The sequence below is a fragment of the Peribacillus sp. NPDC058075 genome (genome assembly GCF_042885195.1).
Classification (GTDB): Bacteria; Bacillota; Bacilli; order Bacillales; family DSM-1321; genus Peribacillus.
This window is the reverse complement of sequence record NZ_JBHVSL010000001.1, coordinates 2,008,123-2,025,743: the sequence shown is the minus strand read 5'-3', so window position 1 is coordinate 2,025,743 and position 17,621 is coordinate 2,008,123. Positions and strand designations below refer to the sequence as shown.

The following is a 17,621-nucleotide window of genomic DNA, read 5'->3' as shown; positions in this document are numbered from 1 at the left end:
GGACCCTCATTTAGATCATTCATTAAAATCATTTTTCTTGATTCTTGCTTTTTTTGGATGTGGCTGTCTGGATATATCATCAGGACGTAAATTTACAGGCCGTGACTTGAAAAGATTAAAAGGAAGCCGGACAAAGCTGTCTTTCCAATCTTGCATGCGAAATGGGTATATCGGTTCGAGGTAAGGGTGACCCATTGACGTTAATTTGATAAGGTGGGTCATCAAAAACACGGCTGCTATGGTAATGCCCAGCAGCCCCCAAATTTGGGCCCCGATTAAGAAGGGGAACCGCAGCAGCCGAATGGCATTCCCCATTTTATAAATGGGAGTAACAAATGATGCCAATGCCGAGAGGGCAACGATGATCAATAAGATATTACTGGTCAAACCAGCTACAACGGCTGCTTGACCGATAACGATACCGCCGACGATACCTAATGTCTGACCTACCTTTGTTGGCAGCCTGGCAGCCGCTTCCCGTAATAACTCAATGGAAATCTCCAGGAATAATGCTTCGATCAATGGCTGAAAAGGTATTAAGTTCCTTGAAGTGACGATCGTTTCCAATAGATCTTTAGGAATCAGTTCATAATGATAGGTCAGCACGGCTACATAAATGGGAGTGGCAAATATGGAAAAAGCGACCGCGAAGATCCTTAATAAACGGAAAGCAGATGCCGAAATCCACGGCATATTATAATCTTCCATCGTGATAAAGTATTCCAAGAAAATGGTTGGAGTAATAAGTGCAGAAGACGACCTATCGATTAACAGGGCCACTTTACCTTCAGCCAATGCACTTGCGATGCGATCAGGCCTTTCCGTATTTAGAAAAAGGGGAAACAAGGTATTTGAATTATCATATAGCATTTGTGCGAGATAGGACCCGTCCAATATTTCATCAAACTCTATGTCCATGATCCTTTGGATAACATTATCAACATTTTCCTGATCAACGATTCCTTCTATCGATAAAACTGCCACTTTCGTTTTAGACAAGTATCCCACAGTCATTTCACTTACTTGCAATCCGGGGACAGGAAGTCTTTTTCTGACTAAATTCAGATTGATATCAAGATCCTCGACAAATCCTTCTTGAGCACTTATGATTCCAAATTCAAGTTCAGGTTTCTCAACTTGTCTTCCTTGTTGGGCCGCAACATTGATTAATAGGCATTCATCAAGATTTCCATCTAAACGAAGTGCGATTTCGCCTCTCATGATTCTTTCTTCAATCACAACTTTGGTACTGGTTATCAGTGTATTTTCAATAGGAACGTTTTCTTTTATTTGCTCCAGATTTATCATTTCCAGAGTAGGTATGACAGAAAGAACACTTTCATGAAGTACCTGTGCATCGATCAAAGAGCGATAAAAAGAGACCCAATAGCCTATGCCATTATATGTTCCTTGATGGTTAATGAAATCAGTGGATGAAGATAGGGTATTGAATAGATCCTTTACTTCCGAAACCGTATTTAATTCATCATTTTTTTCGTTTGGTTGATTTGGCTTTTTTTTGAATGTTCTGCGGTTAAACAATGTTGTCACCTCTGCACTAAAACTTATTACCCTAGCATTTGCAATTTAATTACAAATTAACCATTTTGGATGCTAATGTTGCTCACTTCATAGTGGAATTTCATATAAAAATCCTTGGTTTAAAAGGCTGTCCCATATCCTGTTCGCATAAAAAAATGAAAATAGAGGAAACTGAACAATAAAGCCCCATAACCAAAGGAGTTCTCCATGAAAAGTAAACCCTTGCATATAAAATTGGATCAAAAACAGGAAAATTTGAAATCTGAATTGAATATGCAGGCTGATGTAGTTTTTAAACAGATATTCATTCCCGGTTATGAAGTTTCGGGATTATTTGTATTTGTCAATGGTACGATGGATTATCCTGCATTCAATGATATAGTCCTAGATTTATCGGCTGCCCAGGTTGAATCCAGACATCCGGTTTCAATCGAGCAGCTGGTCGTTTCCAAAATCTGTTCAGTCAGGGAACAGGATGTTGAAACCTATGAAACAGCCATAGAACATATTTTTGATGGGAAAACGCTTTTATTTATAGAGGGAATGGCAAATGGTTATGTCTTGAACCTGGAAAAGGAAAAAAACCGAACGTTTGGTGAGCCTTCGACAGAGAGGGTTGTCCGTGGACCGAAGCTAGGGTTTATCGAAAGTCTCCAGGAAAATATCGGCTTGATAAGGCAATATTCAAATCATCCCAACCTTATCGTCCAACAACAGAAGTTCGGGACGATGGAAAAACGGGAAGTTGCGTTGATCTATTATGAAGGAAAAGCGAGCGATTCTTTATTGAAAGAAGTGAATAAACGGATAAATGAAGTGAAAGCTACTGATCTTCAAGACTCGGGGATGCTTGAGGAATTAATTGAAGATACAGCGTTAACCCCTTTCCCGCAGATCCAGAATACGGAGCGTCCGGATAAAGTATTGGCTGCACTGCAAGAGGGCAGGGTGGTCATCATGGTTGACGGATCGCCATTTGCGTTGATGGCACCAACGACGATCACGATGCTGCTTCAGTCACCTGATGATTATTATGAAAGATGGGTTGCAGGATCTTTTTTGCGAGTACTTCGCTACATTTCTTTATTTATTACTGTATTTCTTTCAGGGATTTATATTTCCCTGGTATCGTTCAACCCTGGAATGCTGCCGACAGAATTAGCGATGACGATCGCGGGTACAAGGGAGAACGTGCCATTTCCACCGTTTGTTGAAGCTATCATCATGGAATTGACGATTGAACTGCTTCGTGAAGCAGGTATTCGGCTCCCATCGCCGATTGGTCAAACGGTTGGATTGGTTGGCGGTGTCATTATTGGACAAGCAGCCGTTCAAGCGAATATTGTTAGTTCCCTGATGGTCATAATCGTTTCGATCACGACGATTACCTCTTTTACGGTACCACAATATAGCTTTGGACTGGCGTTTAGGGCTTTAAGGTTCGGGGCGATGATTTTTGCCGCCGTTTTAGGTTTATACGGTACCACATTATACTTTATCATCGTTATCAGTCATTTATCAAAATTGACAAGCTTTCAAGAACCTTATTTTCAACCAATGGATTTTATCGGTAAAAAGACATGGAAGGACGCTTTCTTAAGGTTACCGAAGCGGAAAAAAGAGGGGGAACTTTCTTGAGCCAAGCTGACGGCAAAATTCTTAGTGGCGAATTGGCTGCGATCATTTCTTGCAGCATGCTAGGAATTGGAATGCTGACCCTTCCTAGGACGATAACGGAAAAAATCCATTCGGCCGATGGATGGATCGTCTTGATTTTTAATGGGATCGCTATTGCCCTTTTGATATGCTTATTGGTTGTTCTGTTAAAAAAACATAAGGTGGCTAACTATTATACATACATGGAGGAGGCCTATGGAAAGTGGCTCTCCAAACTTATTGGAATGATCGTAGTCGTGTACTTTATAGGCGTGGCCAGCTTTGAAGTACTTGCCATGAGTGAGATGGTCCGGTTTTATTTGTTGGAGGACACCCCGGTTGAGATTGTGATACTTACCATGATTTTAGCGGGTGTGCATCTTTTGACAGGAAAAATTAAAGCCATAGCAAAGGCGTGTGTTTTCTTTCTTCCTTTGACAATAGTCATCGTCTTGCTCATTTATTTGTTCAGTCTCAGAGTAGTCGAGATAAAAAACCTCCAGCCTGTTCTTGCGAAAGGATTTCTTCCTGTGATGAAAGGAATGGGATCCGGAACTTTGTCTTTTTTTGGAATAGAGCTTTTCATCTTTTTGTTTGGTGTCGTTAAAAATCAAAACAAAATAAAAAGTGGCGTTTTAATCGGTTTTTTCATACCGCTGATTTTATATGTGATTACATACGTATTGGTAGTGGCTACACTGACTGTCCCTGAAGTCAAAGCAGTTACGTGGCCAACCATTTCTTTTATTCAGTCCTATGAAGTAACTGGCATATTTTTGGAACGTATGGAGCTATTTCTCTTAATAACTTGGATTCTTCAGTTTTTTTTAACACATGCGATTTACTATTACTTCGCAGCAGAAGGACTGACGAAAATTTTTAACAATTCATATAAGACTAATCTCATTGTACTGGTTCCAGTCGTTTTTTTTCTGGCCAAAATTCCTAAAAATACAATCGACATCTTTAAAATGAGCGATTTGCTGGGATATCTATTTCCGGTTATATTGATTGGCTTGCCCATTATTACATTCGTAATCGTTCAATTGAAAAGGAGTAGAAGAAGCGGATGAAAAGATTATGGTTGATTTTGCTTATTCCTTTGCTTACAGGCTGTTGGGACAGTGTAAATATAGAAGAATTATCGCTTGTGGTTGGAGTGGGAATCGATAAAAGCAAAAAGAAAGACGAAATCATGTTAACAGAGCAAATTCTGGTGCCTCCAGGAAATAGTGTTCAGGAGAATCAAGCCCAATTAAAATATAAAAATGTTTCTGTCAGTGCCAAAACGCTGCATGAAGCAATAAGGGATTCGTTACTCATAACCAATACGGTTTTAACCAATCATCAGCGTATCATCCTTATTAATGAAGATGTATTAAAGAAATTCCCGATGGAAGCGATCATTAATCAGTCGATACGTGATAATAATACAAGGAGAAGCTGTCATGTTTATTTAACAAAGAGACCGACGAAAGATATTTTGGGGCGATCCGAAGATGGGGAGATCCCTTCGAATGTAATCTATGGATTGAAAGATAATGAGAACAGAACGAATAAGATCCTTCCCCCTTTAACACTAGGCAAAGCATCCTCAAATTTGCAGTCAGATGGAAGCTTTGCCATTCAGGCCGTTGATATTAGGGGTGGGAAATTAATTTTGGAGGGTGCAGGGGTGATCAACAATTCAAAGTTGGTCGGGGTTATGAATGATGAAGATATAGCTGCATTAAATTGGTTAAACGGAGAGGTAAAGGGCGGAATAATCGAAGCCGTTCAACACGGTGAGCCTTTAAGTGTTGAAGTGATCAATAGGATAAGGAGGAAAATCACGACGGAATTGAACGGTGATCATTTGACGATCAATATTCAGGTTGGTTACACAGGAAGACTTTCGGAAGATTGGTATGGTAAGGAAAACTCATTTAAGGAAGGCTATTTAAAAGATGTTGAGCGTGTTGCTGAGGATGAAGTGAAGAAAGATGTCGAGAAAATCGTATACAAATTACAGCATGATTATAAAACAGGGGTAGCAGGATTATATCGTTATGTGCAAAATCAGCATCCAAAGTATTGGGAGAAAAATAAGAAGAAATGGGACGAGGTTTTCAGTAAAGCTGATATTCATTATGAAGTGGACATAAGGATCGTAGACTTCGGTTCAAAAGGAGGGATAAAATGAATGATCCTAAGTAGAAAAACCTTCCAAACGGGAAGGTTTTTTGTCAATGGACTTAAATTATCGATCATTTATTATTCAAAGAAAAGGTCGATTCAAGGCTCACCGAACGTTCTTGGCAGATTCGTCACTTCATGTGCAACCCTGATGCCGGATTGAATGGCTCCTTCAATCCAAGCAGGTACGGTTGATGTATGCTCACCAGCGAAGTGGACCCTTCCTTCAGGGGTTGGGATGTATGGAAACAAGTCCGTCTCCTGACCAGGTTTAAACATGGAGAAAGCGCCGTAGGCATACTGATTAAGTGTCCAGCTATAGGAAGCTCCTGATAAAAAATGATCATATACTTGTTTCCCATGGATCACTTCCAAATTTTTCAATGCGTGTTGTATACGATCATTTTCTGGAAGTATATCCCATAAAGTGGCGTCATCTTCCCAAGTATAACTTGCTAAGATTAGACCGGACTCACTCTGGTTGCTCGTTCGGCTTGGGTAATATGAAAATCTAATGGGTAAATCGGTCGTCAATTTACCTCCGAAGATACCTTCCTTTTCCCAAAACCTATGTGTAAATTGAAGTCCAATTTTCGTGGAGGCAGCATAATGGAGTTCTCTTATTGCCTTCCACTTATTATGGGAAAATGAATTCCGGGGTTCAATATCCATAAATTGCAACAATTGAAGTGGGATCGTCACGATGGCAAGGTCACAGGTAACCGTTAAGGGGTTTTGGCTTTGAGTATGTTTAGAGTGGATGGTGACTTGATTATCATGTTGGATGAGCTTTGTCACTTCATATCTGAAGTTTAGATTATCCTTCAATTCCGGTAGAAAAGCATAAGGAAGCAGGTCGTTTCCTCCTTCGATTGCAAAAAATTCCATGTCTGGATTTAAGAGTGGCATAAGCTCCCGAAGTATGGCAGGAAAAGAAAGTTCCGGGAATCCTTCTAATCCTAGTAGGACTTTGATGCTTTCAATTGCCCCTGTTGAAAGACTCATTCCTACTGGATTGTACTGTAAAAAGAAGCTCATGGAGTATTTATCAAACTCTTTGATGACTATTTCCCAATTTCTACGTGGGTTTTGAAGGATGAAGTCAGTCACAGGCTTAATTGCCATGTTGAGTAATTCTTCAGCTGTTTTACCTCTTTCATGGGGAGCTACAGGGTACCTCAGTATATCCGGGTTCCGTTGATATATGGCAGCGGTTGTCTTGATTCCGTTGGCATAAATGGGATCATTTGGAGTCGCATTAACAAAAGTGTTGACTCGTAAACCATACTTCTTGATGTATTCAGCAACTAAGTAATGATAATTCGGTATGCGCATGGCACCGGCTTCAAGGTAGGAACCTTCTGAAAATGGCTCACGTATGGTCAAAACACGCCCTCCGACCCTCCCGGTTGCTTCCAATATCGTAACCTCGTGCCCCGCTTGTTTTAAAAGGGATGCTGCAACCAACCCAGACATTCCGGCACCAATGATAATGATTTTTTTGGGGATTGGAGAAGGCCCAAGGCCATTTCTGATAACAGCAAGCATTTGCTCGGGTGATAGCGGATCTTTGAAAAGGGACAAAGTGTTTTTCTCCTCTCTTGTTACACCTTCTATATGGGATTTACGCTATCTTATTCCTATTGGGTGACCATTTATGAAGGATCTTCAATAATTTGTCATGTAAGTGCTTAGTGAAATTTTTAGGACAGGATAAGAATTCCACTCAATATATATATCAAAAATAACCTCGGTAGAATATATAATAAACATTCAACCTAAAACATCATTAAGTAAAAAGCTGACCTTCTGTAAAACCTATGAAAACTTAGTTTGTGGGATATTATTAAATATTTTCCTTTCTAGAGGAGATACTACCAAGAGACAAAGGTTAGAAAGGAAGACAGTATGGATCATATACAAATGGCCCGTGCGATGTTCGGGACGAATATGGCTGTACATATCATATTTGCAACGATTGGCGTCGGGTTGCCGATGATGATGTTGGCAGCGGAATTAATGTATCAAAGGACAAAGGATTTACAGTATGTCGTCATGGCTAAACGCTGGACGAAAACATTAGGAGTTTTACTTGGGGTCGGCATTCCGACTGGTACGATTGCTGGTGTGCAGCTGTCGTTATTATGGCCTGGGTTCATGGAAGTGATTGGACGTGTCATGGCGCTTCCATTCCAGATCGAGATTTATGCATTCATGGTTGAAGCGCTGTTCATGTCAATCTACGTGTATGCTGCTGAAAAAATTAAGCCATGGGCCCGTATCGTCAGTTTATTCTTTGTTGCATTCGGAGCATTGGCCTCGGCTGTATTGATTTCGAATGTCCATGCTTTTGAGGGGACACCGGCGGGGTTCAGGTTTGAAAATGGGGAGATCGTCGATGTCGATCCTTGGGCGGCATTTTTCAATCCAAGTTTCTTGGTGACGGCGGGACATACGGCCCTGACAGCTTATACTACAGGAGCTTTTGTCGTAGCTGCTGTTGCAGCCTATAAGATGCTCAAAAATAAATACGGCACTGCTGAATTTAATTTTCACCAAAAAGCACTGAGGCTCAGTATTGTATTGGGTTTGGTTTTTTCGTTTTTGACGGCATTGAACGGTCATGCCACTACACAGCATTTATATAGGGAACAGCCGGAGAAACTGGCGGCTGCTGAAGGGTTGTTTGAAACAAAGGACCATGCCGGACTTACCTTGTTTGGTTATACCGATAGGGAAGCCCAGGAAGTGAAGTATGGGATTGAATTCCCCTGGTTATTAAGCTTCCTATCTGGTAATAGCTTTGATACGGTCGTGACCGGCTTGAACGATTTTCCAGAAGAGTATTGGCCCCCGCTTTATGTCCATATCTTATTCAACGCCATGGTCATCATCGGTTCCGGCTTAATCGCCTTAGGACTGTTTGCATTGGTATGGAATAAATGGCTGAAAAAGGAGACATATCCGAAATGGATTCTATGGCTGTTTGTTGCGTCAGGGCCGCTTTCGGTGATTTCAATTGAATGCGGTTGGATTTTTGCCTGTACAGGCAGGCAGCCATGGACGATATACAGGATGCTGACCACGGAGGATTCGGTCACTTCGTACGAAAACCTTGGATTTTTATTCACCATGTTCATTATTGTATATATCATTTTATGCGTTTCTGTCGTATTTACACTTTTGTATTATTTCAAACGTCATTCCGTGATGGATGATATATATAAAGCCGAACAGAAAGATGTAAGGCTTTTCGATTCGAATTCATAAAAGGGGGGAAGGCGAATGAGTGATGCTCTTCTTGCAATAACACTGGTCTGGGGCTTTATTTTTCTTTATGCCATCATGGCCTCTATGGATTTTGGAGCTGGCTTCTGGGCAATGACTTACATTAAAAAGGAAGAAACGAATGCTACCAAAATCGCAAATAGCTATTTATCACCAACTTGGGAAGTGACCAATACTTTTGTCGTTGGTCTTGTGATTGCGATTTACAGTTTATTTCCAGGTGCTGTTTTCCCGATAGGGGTAGCCTTGATCGTTCCCGCGAGCCTGATACTTGTCCTGCTATGTATTAGGAGTGCTTTTTTGGTTTTCTCTCATAGCGTGGACAAATATGAAAAAGCGTTAACGTATATTTCGGGATTGACGGGGTTGATCATACCCGGGCTTTTGATCAGCGTATTGCCAATCACCCACCTTGGATTTGTCGAAGGCGTGAGAGGAAATGAAGAATTGAATCTATCTAAACTTTTCACGAGTCCAAATGAGTATGCATTTGTGGGGTTCGGAATTATGAGCACCCTTTTTTTATCATCTTTGCTCCTATCCGATTACTCAAAACAGGCCGATGAAATGAAAGCATACAAAATATATCGCAGGGATGCGATGATAACGGGCCCGCTTATGTTAGTCATGGCTCTGTTGGTTATGCTTACGTTAAGAAACGAAGCGAATTGGATTTACCAAGGAATGATGAAAAACTCTGCATTGTTATTCGTCTCGCTCATTTTTTTCATTATTAGCGGGATAGCACTGTACTTACCCTATTTTTCTAAGCAGGAGGTAAAAGGGATGCCTCGCGTCGCTGTAATAGCGATCATCATTCAGTATTTAATCGGCAGTTATGTTTATGGTATCGCACATTTACCTTATATCATTTATCCAAATGTCACGATTCTTTCAGGATTTACCGATCCAACCTCATTCCGGGCCGTGTTTGCCACATATATCGTGGGCTTTGCGATATTAGTGCCAGGGTTCTATTATTTCTGGTCCATCTTCATGAAAGATCAGCGTCGAAAGTTCAAGCGGCGGCAAATGTCAAATTAGTTCATCCTTGAAAAGAGAGGTTATCACTATGAAAAAGTTAGATCTGCTAAAATATGCGGTTTTAGTCATCTCACTATTTTTGAGCTATCAAGCGGTTGAAGCGCATGATAAAAATTTTCAGGTAGATGGCACATATATATCAACAAAAAGAGATGTAACAGGGGACCAGAAAATAGACATTATCCAGGTTCGGGGACTGCCATTAGAGGAAGGAAGCAAGTTTCTGAAGAAAATTGAGTTAAGTGTGGAAAGCAATCGCCGTACAATCAGCGTCCCGCTTGAAGCTGGGTATACTCCAGATCTAAAGGTGGCGGACTTGAATAATGATGGTGTCCAGGATGTATTGGTCACGGTTTTGAAGGAAGGCAGAGAGCGGTTGATAACCAGTTACGCCTATACGTTTAAGGACGGAAAAGTGAAGGAGCTGGAAGTCCCTCCTTCCGTCCCCGTAATCGCACAATTTCTTGACGGATACAAAGCGGAAATCATTATCGAAGGACAAAAGCCTGTGGTGATAGATGTCAGTTCCAGAAAACAAGCGTATGATGAATGGGGCATTTATCGAAATGGAAAACTGAATGAACCGACAGAGCTTTTGGTTGATCCATACTCCTCACTGGACCCCAAGACCGTTTTTGGAAAAGGAAAAGGACTTATGGGAGTCCAAAACGTAAAAGGGTCCGATGGACGTCTTCCGATTTTGAAGATCAAATCAGTATGGAAGTATGACAATGGATGGCAGCTTGTAAAAGTCCAGGTTAAACCGGTCAAGGGTAGTGAATGACAATATGTATCACATGCATTACTAAATAAAGTAGGTTGACAGCTCTTGATTATGAGGGCTGTTTTTTGTTGATAATTAAAAATTGACAATTTTTAATTATTTGGTAAAATCTAAATAAATCCAGTTAACTACATAACCACTTCTCTTTATGTTGTTAAATGTAAGCGGATACAAGAAGGGGGTGCAGTCTTACGGAGTTAAAAGAAAAAATAATTGAAACATCGTTGACGCTCTTCGATCAGCATGGTTTTCATGGTGTCTCCGTTAACGAAATCGTTAAGGCTTGCGGAACTAGCAAGGGGGGGTTTTATCACCATTTCTCTTCCAAAGATGAACTTTTATTTGTCATCCATGATTACTTTATTTCATATGTTTTAACAAAAGCACAGGAAGCCATCTCAGAAAGTACCCATCCAACAGAAAAAATGCAAATGATCATTCAATCATTTGTTAAAGTTTTTGACCTCTATAAACCACACATCTCAGTTTTCTATCAAGAAAGCATTTACTTAAAACCCCCCTATGTTGAAGCAATCAAAAAAAAGCGTCAAATGTATAAGGAAATCATTTTTTCCGTTATCAAAGAAGGTATTGACAAGGGAGTATTCCGCAGCGAATTGCCAGTGGAAATCACCGGAATGTCAATTCTGGGCATGGTGAACTGGTCCTACAAATGGTACAAAAGGGACGGTGGAAAATCGATTGATGAAATCGGTGATATTTACGTAGATTTAATTCTGAATGCCCTATTGATAGATAAACAAAAAGAAGCGGAAATCACCCAGCCATTTTTACTGAAGAACAAAGTTGTTGTGGATTAAATAATAAACTTGATTTGCACAGACCAACTAGTCGGTCTCAATAGAAAGGGGAATGAATATATGGATTTTTCACTTACAAAAGAACAGCAGATGATTAAGGAAATGGTTAGGGAATTTGCCGAAAAGGAAATTAAACCCATTGCGATAGAGTTGGATGCAAAGTCCATGTTTGCGGAGGATGTATTTAAAAAAATGGGGAAACTCGGGTTGCTTGGAATTCCGTTTCCTGAAGAATATGGCGGTTCGGGCGGAGATACGATTTCGTATGCCATTGCAGTTGAAGAGGTTGGGAAGGCATGCGGGGGAACCGGCTTAAGTTATGCAGCAGCCGTTTCGCTCGGGGCAAGTCCAATTTACTATTTTGGAACCGAAGAACAGAAGCAAAAATACCTGGTTCCAATCACGACCGGTGAAACCCTGGCTGCTTTCGGGTTAACAGAGCCTAATGCGGGTTCCGATGCTGGCGGTACAAGAACGACTGCCGTGTTGGAGGGTGATGAGTATGTGATTAATGGCGAGAAAACATGGATTACAAATGCCAGCTATTCAAGGACGGTTACCGTCACGGCTGTATCGGGCAAAGATTCAAAGGGCAAAAATATCATCTCGGCATTCATCGTGCCAACCGATACCCAAGGGCTAACGATCAATAGCAATTATGAAAAAATGGGAGTTCGAGCTTCCAATACTTGTGAAATCATTCTGGATAATGTCCGGGTGCCAAAGGAAAATTTATTGGGAGATCCAGACAAAGGGTTCAAACAATTCTTATTCACGCTTGATGGAGGTAGGATCTCCATTGCAGCTTTGGCCGTCGGTATCGCTCAGGCTGCCTTTGATAGAGCTTTAGCTTTTTCAAAAGAACGCATTCAATTCGGTAAAACCATTTCAAATTTCCAGGCTATTCAATTCAAGCTTGCAGACATGGCGATGGAAATTGAATTGGCGAGGAATATGGTATATAAGGCTGCATGGTTAAAAGACAATAAAAAGCCTTTTGCAAAGGAAGCGGCATACGCAAAGCTTTTTGCAAGTGAGACCGCGTTCCGGTCCAGCAATCAAGCGATTCAAATACACGGCGGCTCTGGTTACATGCGCGAATATGAGGTGGAACGCTATTTAAGAGATGCCAAGTTATTGGAGATTGGTGAAGGGACATCCGAAATTCAAAGACTCGTTATCGCCAGGCAATTAGGCTGTTAATTTTTACGGAACGTGAAATGAACAATGATGCAATTGGTTCATTTTGGTGAAAAGCAGATGTTATCTATACAGCAAAAAGCGTTCATTCTTACTTTTATTTGATTAGGAGGAGTTTGATGTCTGATTTGCTAAATGTTACTATCGGGAAACTGCTTGAAAGGACAGCTGAACAATATGGTGATAATGAAGCGGTTGTGTACCATGAACTAGGCCTGCGCCATTCCTATCGCGAATTTGAAAAGATTTGCCGAAAGGCGGCCAGGGGGTTCATGTCACTAAATATTAAAAAAGGGGAACATATCGCCATTTGGGCATCCAATAAACCCGAATGGCTTATATCCCAATTTTCGACCGCGAAAATGGGCGGAGTCCTGGTAACTGTCAATACTAATTACCGCACAAGTGAACTGGAATACCTGCTCAAACAATCCGATTCCACGACGATCATCCTGATGGAACAATATAAGGACCATTCTTATATAGATACGCTGTACGAAATCGTTCCTGAATTGAAAAATGCAAAACCAGGAAAATTACAATCTGAGAAACTGCCAAAACTGAAAAATATCATCGTTTTAGGTGAAAAGCGTTATCCCGGAACGTTTTCGTGGGATGAAATCATTAGCGGGAGCGAATCCGTTTCAGAGGAATCGCTGGACATGAGAATGGAGGAATTGGCTCCCGGTGATGTAATTAACATGCAATATACATCAGGGACGACAGGATTTCCAAAAGGAGTGATGCTGACTCATTCCAACTTGGTCAATAACGGATTGAATGTCGCGGAGTGCATGAAGCTTACCGAAGCTGACAGGCTTTGCATCCCGGTACCGTTTTTTCATTGTTTCGGCTGTTCCCTTGGCACGATGGCCTCTGTTTCTGTAGGGGCAACAATGGTGCCGATCGTGGAATTTAATCCACGCGTTGTCCTTCAGACAGTTGAAGCCGAAAAATGTACGGGGCTTCATGGGGTACCGACGATGTTCATTGCTGAACTTAATCTCGATGACTTTGACCAGTACGATTTACGTTCGTTACGGACTGGTATCATGGCAGGATCCACATGTCCGATCGAAGTCATGAAAAGCGTGGTGAATAAGATGGGCATCTCGGAAATTACGATTACTTATGGTCAAACGGAATCTTCTCCAGGAATTACGATGACAAGAACGGACGATCCAATCGAACTTCGTGTTTCCTCAGTGGGAAGGGCTTTGCCGAAAGTGGAAGTGAAAATTGTCGATCCAGCTACTGGGGAAGAAGTCCAGCGGGGCAAACAGGGTGAGCTCTGTTCAAGGGGATACCATGTAATGAAGGGATATTATAATAACCCGGAAGCCACTGAGCAGGCGATTGACCGGGAAGGCTGGCTTCATACGGGAGATTTGGCGGTGATGGATGAAAGGGGTTATTGCAAGATTACAGGCCGGCTGAAAGATATGATCATTCGCGGAGGGGAAAATATTTACCCCCGTGAGATTGAAGAATTCCTCTATCAACATCCTGCAATTGTCGATGTCCAGGTACTCGGCGTTCCAGATCAGAAGTACGGGGAAGAGGTAGCGGCATGGATCATTTTGAAAGCAGGAGAAACCCTGACGGAGAAAGAATTGATAGAGTATTGCAAAGGGAAAATATCTTTTCATAAAATTCCTCGGTACATTCAATTTACCGATGCTTATCCAATGACTGCATCCGGAAAAATCCAAAAGTATAAGCTTCGGCAACAAACTCTTGACCTACTAACGGAACGCACTAAATAAGGAGGTTATCGAATGATTCGAAAAATTCTTATCGCAAACAGGGGAGAAATAGCATCACGCATTATACGTACATGCAGGAAGCTGGGGATACATACTGTCGCTGTCCATTCGGAAGCAGATTCGGATTCGCCATTTGTGGGATTGGCGGATGAGGCATATTTACTGGGTGGCCCTAGAGTACAGGAAAGCTATTTAAACGTTAATAAGATTTTGGAAATAGCTAAGGAAACCGGAGTGGAGGCCATTCATCCTGGATATGGATTTCTTAGTGAAAATGCAGATTTCGCACGTTCCTGCGAAGAAGCAGGCTTGATATTCATTGGTCCCAAACCAGAGATCATCCAGCAGATGGGCAATAAAGTCGAGGCGAGGAAAAAGATGGAGCAAGCGGGACTTCCGTTGGTGCCTGGATTTTCACGTCCGTTAATTGATAGTGCAGAAGCGGCAGCCGTTGCTGACAAAATTGGCTACCCAGTCATGTTAAAAGCAGCAGCAGGCGGCGGGGGAATCGGCATGCAGGCGGTTGCTAATGAAGATGAACTGACCAAGGCCTTCGAGGGGAATCAAAAACGTGCCCAATTGTTTTTTGGCAATGGAGATATGTTCATAGAAAAATTGATTGAGAAGCCTCGTCATATCGAAATTCAGGTATTGGCGGATTCCTTTGGGAATGCTGTTTACTTATGGGAAAGGGAATGCTCCGTTCAAAGGCGCCACCAGAAGGTCGTGGAAGAGGCTCCCTCATCTTTCCTTGACGAAGAAACAAGAAACAGGATGGGGACGGCTGCAGTGAAAGCGGTAAAATCCATCGGTTATAGTAATGCGGGCACCCTCGAATTTTTAGTTGATGCAAACAAAAATTTTTATTTCCTGGAAATGAATACGCGCCTTCAGGTGGAGCATCCTGTCACCGAAGAAATTACTGGGTTGGATTTGGTTGAACAGCAAATTAAAATTGCATCTGGAGACAAATTGGAATTTACGCAAAGTGAGATTAAACAGGATGGACACTCCATTGAAGTGCGCATATATGCTGAAGATCCGAAAACCTTTTATCCAGCACCGGGGAAAATCACAAGCATGGAACTACCGGAAGGTGAAGGGATCCGTCATGAATTGGCTGTTCATGGAACTTCGGTCGTATCCCACTTTTATGATCCGATGATCGCCAAATTGGTGGTGAGCGGCGATTCAAGGGATAATGCGATCGAGAGATTAAGAGAAGCGCTCGCAAGCTATAAAATAGAAGGAATCAAAACAAACCTTCCTTTGCTGATGGAAATCATTTCTCATGAAGCTTTTTCCCAAGGAGATACGACTACGGATTTCATTGCAAAATATATAAAAAAATTGACTGTATAACGCATATTTTAAAACATAATGATCAGGAGGAATGAAAGATGGCAGAATTAAAGGCAAGCATGGCAGGAAGCGTTTGGAAAATCGTGGCGAACGAGGGGCAAAGTGTAACCGACGGACAGGATATCATAATCTTGGAATCGATGAAAATGGAAATCCCCATTGCAGCCGAGGAAGCTGGCACAATTAAAGAACTTAAAGTGAATGAAGGGGATTTCGTAAATGAGGGCGACGTTTTGGCCGTCATTGAATAAGGGGACGGAGGGGTAAGATGAATTGGCCTGAAAATGTGACAATTAAGGAAGTGGGTCCGCGCGACGGGTTGCAAAATGAAAAGGTCATGATACCTGCAAAAAACAAAATGGATTGGATCGATCAGCTCTCTGATTCAGGATTATCTTATATAGAAGTTACTTCTTTCGTCCATCCAAAGTGGATTCCCCAATTGAGTGATGCCGCCCTGGTCGCTAAGGGAATAAAGCGCAATCCCGGTATTACTTATGCGGCCCTTGTACCTAATCAAAGGGGACTGGAGTCGGCTCTTGAAGCCGATATCGATGAAATTTCCGTGTTCATGTCATCCAGTGAAACGCATAATCTTAAAAATATCAATAAGTCGATTTCCGATACCTTACCAATAATGAAGGATGTCATCGGGACAGCAGCTAACAGCGGGAAAACGGTTAGGGGCTATATTTCAACCGTTTTCGGCTGTCCTTATGAAGGGGAGGTTTCGACCGAACAGGTTTTCCGTGTTTGTGATCAACTTTTTGAATATGGAATCAATGAAGTCTCATTGGGTGATACCATTGGGGTCGCTTCTCCAAGACAGGTTGCACTATTCCTTGAACAGGCTGTAAAAAGATATGATATAAGCCGGATGGCCCTCCATTTTCATGATACAAGGGGAATGGCACTCGCAAATGTTCTTGAATCACTTAATTATGGTGTGGACACTTTCGACTCTTCGCTCGGAGGTTTAGGAGGATGCCCGTATGCACCAGGTGCGAGCGGAAACGTGGCTACGGATGACCTGGTTCATATGCTACATAAAATGGGGATTCACACGGGTATCGATCCAGAAAAACTAATGAAGGCTGCGGCATTGATGCAAGGGTTTTTGGAAAAACCACTGCCTAGCCATCAGATGGCTGTTTATAACGCACAATAAGAGAAATCGAGGTGAATTTATGACTTCATTAGTTGAAATAAGTACGGAGGAAAAGGGAATTGCCCTCGTGACGTTGAATCGTCCTGATGCTGCTAATGCCTTATCCACGGAATTGCTTCATTGCTTGGTTGAAGGGCTGGAGGAATTGAAAAGTGATTCCACTTTACGAACAGTCATTATAACGGGAGCAGGTGAAAAGGCGTTTTGTGCAGGTGCGGATCTTAAGGAACGGGCAGGTATGAATGAGGATAAAGTCAGGGAGACAGTCAAGTTGATTGGAGATACGATTACGGCTGTAGAAAACCTTCCAGTTCCGGTCATCGCCGCGATTAACGGTTCGGCTTTTGGCGGAGGGCTTGAGTTGGCACTAGCTTGTGACATACGCATCGCATCGGAAACGGCGAAGGTGGGACTGACAGAAACATCGTTAGGCATCATCCCAGGCGCCGGCGGTACACAGCGACTGCCGCGGATAGTCGGAATGCCGACTGCGAAAGAACTGATTTATACGGCTAGGAGACTGGATGCAAAAACGGCATATGCCTTGAAAATCATCAGTCATGTATATTCACCCCAACATTTACTTGAGGAAGCGAAAAAATTGGCTAAGGAAATTGCGGTCAATGCCCCATTGGCACTCAGGGCTGCAAAAGCGGCAATCAATCAAGGGGCTGAGACTGACCTGAAATCAGGATTGCAAATTGAAAAAGACTGCTATCAGACCACGTTAAAAACCCGTGACCGACTGGAGGGTCTGTCAGCATTCAAGGAAAAGCGCAAACCGGTATTTAAGGGGCAATGATTTCAATTGAAGG

15 protein-coding genes are annotated in these 17,621 nt (G+C 42.1%); 13 read left to right on the top strand and 2 right to left on the bottom strand.

The genetic code is table 11. The features are described 5' to 3' along the window. Positions 1–15: 15 nt before the first annotated feature. Positions 16–1,542, bottom strand: a complete 1,527-nt coding sequence (locus ACFVS1_RS10040; protein WP_387546925.1) for a spore germination protein — start codon at positions 1,540–1,542, stop codon at positions 16–18. A 207-nt stretch (positions 1,543–1,749) separates the two neighbouring features. Here ACFVS1_RS10040 and ACFVS1_RS10035 point away from each other — a divergent pair, with 207 nt between their 5' ends. From ACFVS1_RS10035 to ACFVS1_RS10025, 3 genes are read left to right on the top strand one after another with little or no spacing between them, the layout of a single operon-like run. Beyond that, on the top strand, positions 1,750–3,180 hold the full coding sequence (locus tag ACFVS1_RS10035; protein ID WP_387546922.1) for a spore germination protein: 1,431 nt from the start codon (positions 1,750–1,752) through the stop codon (positions 3,178–3,180). Further along, complete coding sequence (locus tag ACFVS1_RS10030; protein WP_387546919.1) at positions 3,177–4,271, top strand: GerAB/ArcD/ProY family transporter; 1,095 nt, start codon at positions 3,177–3,179, stop codon at positions 4,269–4,271. Before ACFVS1_RS10035 ends, ACFVS1_RS10030 begins: the two co-directional genes overlap by 4 nt. Further along, positions 4,268–5,380 carry a Ger(x)C family spore germination protein gene (locus ACFVS1_RS10025; protein WP_387546916.1) on the top strand — a complete coding sequence of 371 codons (1,113 nt, stop codon included), beginning with the start codon at positions 4,268–4,270 and terminating at the stop codon, positions 5,378–5,380. Before ACFVS1_RS10030 ends, ACFVS1_RS10025 begins: the two co-directional genes overlap by 4 nt. A gap of 92 nt (positions 5,381–5,472) precedes the next feature. Here ACFVS1_RS10025 and ACFVS1_RS10020 read toward each other — a convergent pair whose 3' ends face one another. Continuing rightward, positions 5,473–6,921: a flavin monoamine oxidase family protein gene (locus ACFVS1_RS10020; RefSeq protein WP_387549281.1), complete on the bottom strand. Its 1,449-nt coding sequence runs from the start codon at positions 6,919–6,921 to the stop codon at positions 5,473–5,475. A 360-nt stretch (positions 6,922–7,281) separates the two neighbouring features. Here ACFVS1_RS10020 and ACFVS1_RS10015 point away from each other — a divergent pair, with 360 nt between their 5' ends. From ACFVS1_RS10015 to ACFVS1_RS09970, 10 genes are all read left to right on the top strand, one after another. After that, positions 7,282–8,643: a cytochrome ubiquinol oxidase subunit I gene (locus ACFVS1_RS10015; RefSeq protein ID WP_352924863.1), complete on the top strand. Its 1,362-nt coding sequence runs from the start codon at positions 7,282–7,284 to the stop codon at positions 8,641–8,643. 15 nt (positions 8,644–8,658) lie between these two features. Next, positions 8,659–9,705, top strand: a complete 1,047-nt coding sequence (locus ACFVS1_RS10010; RefSeq protein ID WP_352924864.1) for a cytochrome d ubiquinol oxidase subunit II — start codon at positions 8,659–8,661, stop codon at positions 9,703–9,705. Positions 9,706–9,733: 28 nt separating this feature from the next. Continuing rightward, positions 9,734–10,489: a hypothetical protein gene (locus tag ACFVS1_RS10005; protein WP_387546913.1), complete on the top strand. Its 756-nt coding sequence runs from the start codon at positions 9,734–9,736 to the stop codon at positions 10,487–10,489. 209 nt (positions 10,490–10,698) lie between these two features. After that, the gene (locus tag ACFVS1_RS10000) at positions 10,699–11,310 is read left to right on the top strand and encodes a TetR/AcrR family transcriptional regulator (RefSeq protein ID WP_352924909.1); all 612 of its coding nucleotides are present in this window, start codon (positions 10,699–10,701) and stop codon (positions 11,308–11,310) included. A 60-nt stretch (positions 11,311–11,370) separates the two neighbouring features. Further along, positions 11,371–12,513: an acyl-CoA dehydrogenase gene (locus ACFVS1_RS09995; protein ID WP_350302521.1), complete on the top strand. Its 1,143-nt coding sequence runs from the start codon at positions 11,371–11,373 to the stop codon at positions 12,511–12,513. Between the two features lie 125 nt (positions 12,514–12,638). Then, positions 12,639–14,276: an AMP-binding protein gene (locus tag ACFVS1_RS09990; RefSeq protein WP_352924910.1), complete on the top strand. Its 1,638-nt coding sequence runs from the start codon at positions 12,639–12,641 to the stop codon at positions 14,274–14,276. Between the two features lie 12 nt (positions 14,277–14,288). Next, positions 14,289–15,638: an acetyl-CoA carboxylase biotin carboxylase subunit gene (locus ACFVS1_RS09985; RefSeq protein WP_387546911.1), complete on the top strand. Its 1,350-nt coding sequence runs from the start codon at positions 14,289–14,291 to the stop codon at positions 15,636–15,638. A gap of 38 nt (positions 15,639–15,676) precedes the next feature. After that, positions 15,677–15,889, top strand: a complete 213-nt coding sequence (locus ACFVS1_RS09980; protein WP_034312225.1) for an acetyl-CoA carboxylase biotin carboxyl carrier protein subunit — start codon at positions 15,677–15,679, stop codon at positions 15,887–15,889. 17 nt (positions 15,890–15,906) lie between these two features. Further along, positions 15,907–16,806, top strand: a complete 900-nt coding sequence (locus ACFVS1_RS09975) for a hydroxymethylglutaryl-CoA lyase (protein ID WP_387546907.1) — start codon at positions 15,907–15,909, stop codon at positions 16,804–16,806. Between the two features lie 19 nt (positions 16,807–16,825). Then, positions 16,826–17,608: an enoyl-CoA hydratase gene (locus tag ACFVS1_RS09970; RefSeq protein ID WP_387546905.1), complete on the top strand. Its 783-nt coding sequence runs from the start codon at positions 16,826–16,828 to the stop codon at positions 17,606–17,608. Positions 17,609–17,621 lie beyond the last annotated feature (13 nt).

Coding starts and splice junctions, on each gene's coding strand:
- ACFVS1_RS10020 (WP_387549281.1), bottom strand. CDS start 6,921: ATGCTTGCTGTTATCAGAAATGGCCTTGGGCCTTCTCCAATCCCCAAA.
- ACFVS1_RS09980 (WP_034312225.1), top strand. CDS start 15,677: ATGGCAGAATTAAAGGCAAGCATGGCAGGAAGCGTTTGGAAAATCGTG.
- ACFVS1_RS10015 (WP_352924863.1), top strand. CDS start 7,282: ATGGATCATATACAAATGGCCCGTGCGATGTTCGGGACGAATATGGCT.
- ACFVS1_RS10005 (WP_387546913.1), top strand. CDS start 9,734: ATGAAAAAGTTAGATCTGCTAAAATATGCGGTTTTAGTCATCTCACTA.
- ACFVS1_RS09995 (WP_350302521.1), top strand. CDS start 11,371: ATGGATTTTTCACTTACAAAAGAACAGCAGATGATTAAGGAAATGGTT.
- ACFVS1_RS10035 (WP_387546922.1), top strand. CDS start 1,750: ATGAAAAGTAAACCCTTGCATATAAAATTGGATCAAAAACAGGAAAAT.
- ACFVS1_RS09970 (WP_387546905.1), top strand. CDS start 16,826: ATGACTTCATTAGTTGAAATAAGTACGGAGGAAAAGGGAATTGCCCTC.
- ACFVS1_RS09985 (WP_387546911.1), top strand. CDS start 14,289: ATGATTCGAAAAATTCTTATCGCAAACAGGGGAGAAATAGCATCACGC.
- ACFVS1_RS09975 (WP_387546907.1), top strand. CDS start 15,907: ATGAATTGGCCTGAAAATGTGACAATTAAGGAAGTGGGTCCGCGCGAC.
- ACFVS1_RS10010 (WP_352924864.1), top strand. CDS start 8,659: ATGAGTGATGCTCTTCTTGCAATAACACTGGTCTGGGGCTTTATTTTT.
- ACFVS1_RS10025 (WP_387546916.1), top strand. CDS start 4,268: ATGAAAAGATTATGGTTGATTTTGCTTATTCCTTTGCTTACAGGCTGT.